This is a genomic window from Clostridium polynesiense (assembly GCF_000820705.1).
Taxonomy (GTDB): Bacteria; Bacillota; Clostridia; order Clostridiales; family Clostridiaceae; genus Clostridium_AA; species Clostridium_AA polynesiense.
In genome coordinates this window covers 1-3739 of record NZ_CCXI01000058.1, presented here as the reverse complement: position 1 = coordinate 3739, position 3739 = coordinate 1, and the positions used below count along the sequence as shown (strand labels likewise).

The window sequence follows — 3739 nt, the reverse complement described above, 5'->3', positions numbered from 1 at the left end:
AGCATTATGAGCTCCATCAATTTGTAGCATATCCGCCGAACTCATAATTTTCTTAGCTTCTGCTGCGTCTACAAAAGATCTTACCATGTTTATATTCCTGTATAATACGTTATACTGAGGATCCTGATGTGCTCCATTTACCCCCTCTTCGGCAAACATAACAGCAATATCCGGACCAGCAACTCCAGAAACATAGGAATGAAAATTTATTTCCCTCCCTACCTCTTCTTCTATTAAATCCAATGCCTTTCTTGTTGCTCTAACCTGTTTTCGTGTAATAGGAACACCTCCAACACCTTCTGGTGTTCCTTCAATCAAACCATCAAAATGACTCTGCCCCGCAGTTCGTATCACCATTATGTGATCTGCTCCATGCCATGCTGCCATTCTCATCCTTCGGATATCATCTTCAAATCTTCCTGAAGCAATTTCTGTGGTAATTACTGGTTCGGGCTGAGGGTCTATACCATCAAAGCTTCTTGCAGATGGTAGAGATTCTGACTTTTTAAGAGGCATTGAAACATCTGAATATTCAAATTCACCTATTCTTCCTTTATACTTTTTTCTCCATGTCCATCCTTTTCTTTTTGGCTCATATTTATCAAGATTCTTTAAGATTTCTTCTATATCAATCTTCTTATTCTCCTCTATCATATAGCTTCCCCTTTCAATAGATTATCTACAATCTCCCAGCATTCACCTCTAGACAAGATTTTCCCAGCCTCCTCATAGCTTGTTTCTCTATACTCAGCAAGAGTTAAAACAGCTTTTCCCATACCATAACCTAAAAGCTCCCACTTTATACCATGCTTAACTATATTATCTGCTTCAATACTTGAAAAACCCATCCTAAGCAGCACACTTCTTTCAATAGATGGTGATGTGTTTTTGTATGCTATGTCCACTAAAGGCTTGACTATCAATTCAGTCAATTCCCAAAACCTATTAAAAAGCTCTTCATCAGATAAATCTTTTAAATGCTGTCTCCTAGCATTAAAGTCACCTTTTCTTTTCATATTAATGTCCCCCTTTTATTAGTAACCATACTCTATAAGAATCCTGATAATTTCATCTTCAACTAATTTTGTTTCATCACATAAATATTTCAAGTCCTCTGACATAAGTTTTCTTCCTCTTAACTTTAAAACTATATTTTTAAGGTAGGAAGCTTTTAAATCCAGCATATTTATCTCTTTTATCCTGCACTTAGAGGGATGACTAGGAAGTATTATGCTTTCACCAGGTATTTCTTCCTCCGGGTTTCCTATTTGGATTTTGATATTATTATTCTTTGCAAAAGTCAGCTGAGGCATTAAGTGTTTACCAGCACCGGTATATTCCGTTTCCTGAACCACAATTATATCTTCATCTTCATATTCCTGGGATAATACAAAAGCAGCTGCCAAAGAAGTATTACCAGCAGGTCCACGTTCCAACCCTTCTAATTGTGCCAGTAATTCAGTCATATAAAACACTTCACCTTGGCTCACAGTCACATACCTGTCTAAATATCTTAAAGGTCTTGCTGCACTTCTAGGTACATCAGATCTATCAGGATTAATTATAAAAGGAACTCCAAAACCTGTATGACCTGTTGTAAATGATTTTTTATTAAAATCCTTGTCAGATGCCATATGAAGCCCGGTTAAATCTACAGAAGCACCAATTACATCAGTTTCAAAAGATCCAGCTTTTATTAATCCTCTTGCAGTTCCGGTAACATTACCTCCACCAGCGTGGGTAACTACTACTGCTCTAGGATCTTTCCCATAGTATTCCCTGCACTGCTCAGCAATTTCGTATCCCAAAGTCTCTATTCCTGCTATACCGTACATAGAGTATAAAGAAGCATTATAATATCCAGTTTCCTCTAACAACTCTAAAAAAGTAAAGAAAAGTTCCGGTCCCACTGTAAGTTTAATAACCTCTGCACCATAACACTCGCACTTTCTTCCTTTTTCCAGTATCTCCGGCTGACCAATCTCTTTTGAATCAAAGCATTCCTGAACTATAATGCATTTAACCCCCTGCATTGCCGCCTGAGAAGCTACAGCGGCTCCGTAGTTTCCTGAGGTTGCCGAAGCTACACCTTTGTATCCTTTAATCTTAGCATCATATACCGACAAGGCAGCCCTTCTATCTTTAAAACTTCCTGAAGGATTACAGCTTTCATCCTTTACTAATATCCTTGCAGCTTTTCCTGTTTTTGAAATCTTCCTTGCAAGCTCAGTAATATTTTTTAGTTCTATTAGAGGTGTATTTCCTACTCCTGCTTTTTTTTGTATCTCTCGTACTTCATTCAGACCGTATCCTATATCCTTCATCATTTTTTCATAATTAAAGGATACAATTCCTTCTTCATATTTTGAATAATCAACTCCTGCAGACTTTAATAATATTTCCTGCCTTTTATCCATGACATTTTTATATCTGCTCATAATATCACCTATTATCTTCTTCATTAAAAAGTATTTTTCTAGCCTGAATTCCTATATACATAACTTCAGGTATAAAGTTTCCAAAACCATGGCTATAATCAGGATTTATCCTGCACACCCTTCCTTTTATCCTTCTCCCTGTCAGTGTACATATTTCGCCTACTTCTCCCAAAGAGCATTCCTCTATTAAAAATCCTTTGCACCACATCTTTAAATCTGTTCCTTTAGTATCTTCAGGAATGTTATCTGCTCTGTCTTCTTTTCTTAAAACCAACTTTTCTATCTCAACCCAGGTTATTTTTTTTTATCATTTAATCACTTTGCCTCCTGATTTTTATAATAATCTCTCTGTTTTACAAAGCTGTTTTCAATACCATGAGGCAGAGGCAAGTCAATCATAGTTTTTAAACCTGGGGAAGCGCTAATTACTAAAGGTATCATATTAACAGCCAATGCTACGGTTCCTGTTCCACCTGGGGTTTCAGGAGTAATTGCCATGGATATCTTTGGTTCACCGAGGATTTCTATAAAATCCCCTGTTTTGATATTTTCTAATTCTGGATTAACCTGTTGAGGATGTTCCATCGTGATAATAGTCTCTCCTTTGAATTTACCGTAGGCTATATGTCTGCAGCCAGCTACCATTCCCGGCTTTACCTCTACATATTCTGTTCTTCTGTATGTTTTAGATATAATAGGTTCTCTTATTTCCTCTATTTCGTCTATTTCCATGCCTAAAGCTTTTGAAACCAAAGGTATAGACTGCTTAAAACCAATATGTCCGACTATGCTTCCATCCTCAAGTCCCTTATAAAACTCCTCAGGACTTATCCCTACTCCCTGCGTTTTCATAACTGTATGTCCAAAAGGAGATAGATCGTTAATTCTTACCGCCTTTATTCTATTGATTTTCCTGCAGGCCGCTGACAATACAACTACCAATGTATCAAGAACAAAGCCCGGATTTACTCCCGTTCCTAATACAGTCACACCATTTTCCAAAGCAAGTTTATGCATTTTTTCTGCTAAATCTGCATTTACAGTATATGGATAAGCCATTTCTTCTGCTATGGTAATACAGTTCTTTTTAGCCTTCAAAATTGCTTCGATATATGGATATACTTTATCCACAAAGGAATCTATAGCTAATATAACTATATCTGCTTCCGTTTCATCTATTGTTTTTTTAAAATCAGAAGTTATAATAAGTTTCTCATAGCCCTCTAAATCCAATACCTCCTTTAATGATTTACCGGATTTTTTAGGGTCTGCGTCTATAACAGCTGCAACCTCCACTCCAT

At 36.8% G+C, this 3739-nt stretch carries 5 protein-coding genes; all 5 read right to left on the bottom strand.

Annotated features, from left to right (window positions below; all coding sequences use genetic code 11):
* Positions 1-654, bottom strand: a 654-nt coding sequence (locus tag TA89_RS05335; protein ID WP_040211532.1) for a lysine 5,6-aminomutase subunit alpha TIM-barrel domain-containing protein, incomplete at its 3' end; no start/stop codon positions are given.
* Positions 651-1016 (bottom strand): D-ornithine 4,5-aminomutase subunit OraS, encoded by a 366-nt coding sequence (oraS, locus tag TA89_RS05330; RefSeq protein WP_040211531.1) that lies wholly within the window; start codon positions 1014-1016, stop codon positions 651-653. The genes TA89_RS05335 and oraS, both read right to left, overlap by 4 nt.
* An 18-nt stretch (positions 1017-1034) precedes the next feature.
* Positions 1035-2438 carry a 2-amino-4-oxopentanoate thiolase subunit OrtB gene (gene ortB / locus TA89_RS05325; RefSeq protein ID WP_040211530.1) on the bottom strand — a complete coding sequence of 468 codons (1404 nt, stop codon included), beginning with the start codon at positions 2436-2438 and terminating at the stop codon, positions 1035-1037.
* A 4-nt stretch (positions 2439-2442) separates the two neighbouring features.
* The gene (gene ortA, locus TA89_RS05320) at positions 2443-2736 is read right to left on the bottom strand and encodes a 2-amino-4-oxopentanoate thiolase subunit OrtA (protein ID WP_040211528.1); all 294 of its coding nucleotides are present in this window, start codon (positions 2734-2736) and stop codon (positions 2443-2445) included.
* A gap of 17 nt (positions 2737-2753) precedes the next feature.
* Positions 2754-3739: 2,4-diaminopentanoate dehydrogenase (gene ord / locus TA89_RS18535; RefSeq protein WP_040211526.1), on the bottom strand; the 986-nt coding region annotated here is incomplete at its 5' end.

Bases quoted from the DNA above. Each gene is read 5' to 3' on its own strand.
- oraS (WP_040211531.1), bottom strand. From the start codon at position 1,016: ATGAAAAGAAAAGGTGACTTTAATGCTAGGAGACAGCATTTAAAAGAT.
- ortB (WP_040211530.1), bottom strand. From the start codon at position 2,438: ATGAGCAGATATAAAAATGTCATGGATAAAAGGCAGGAAATATTATTA.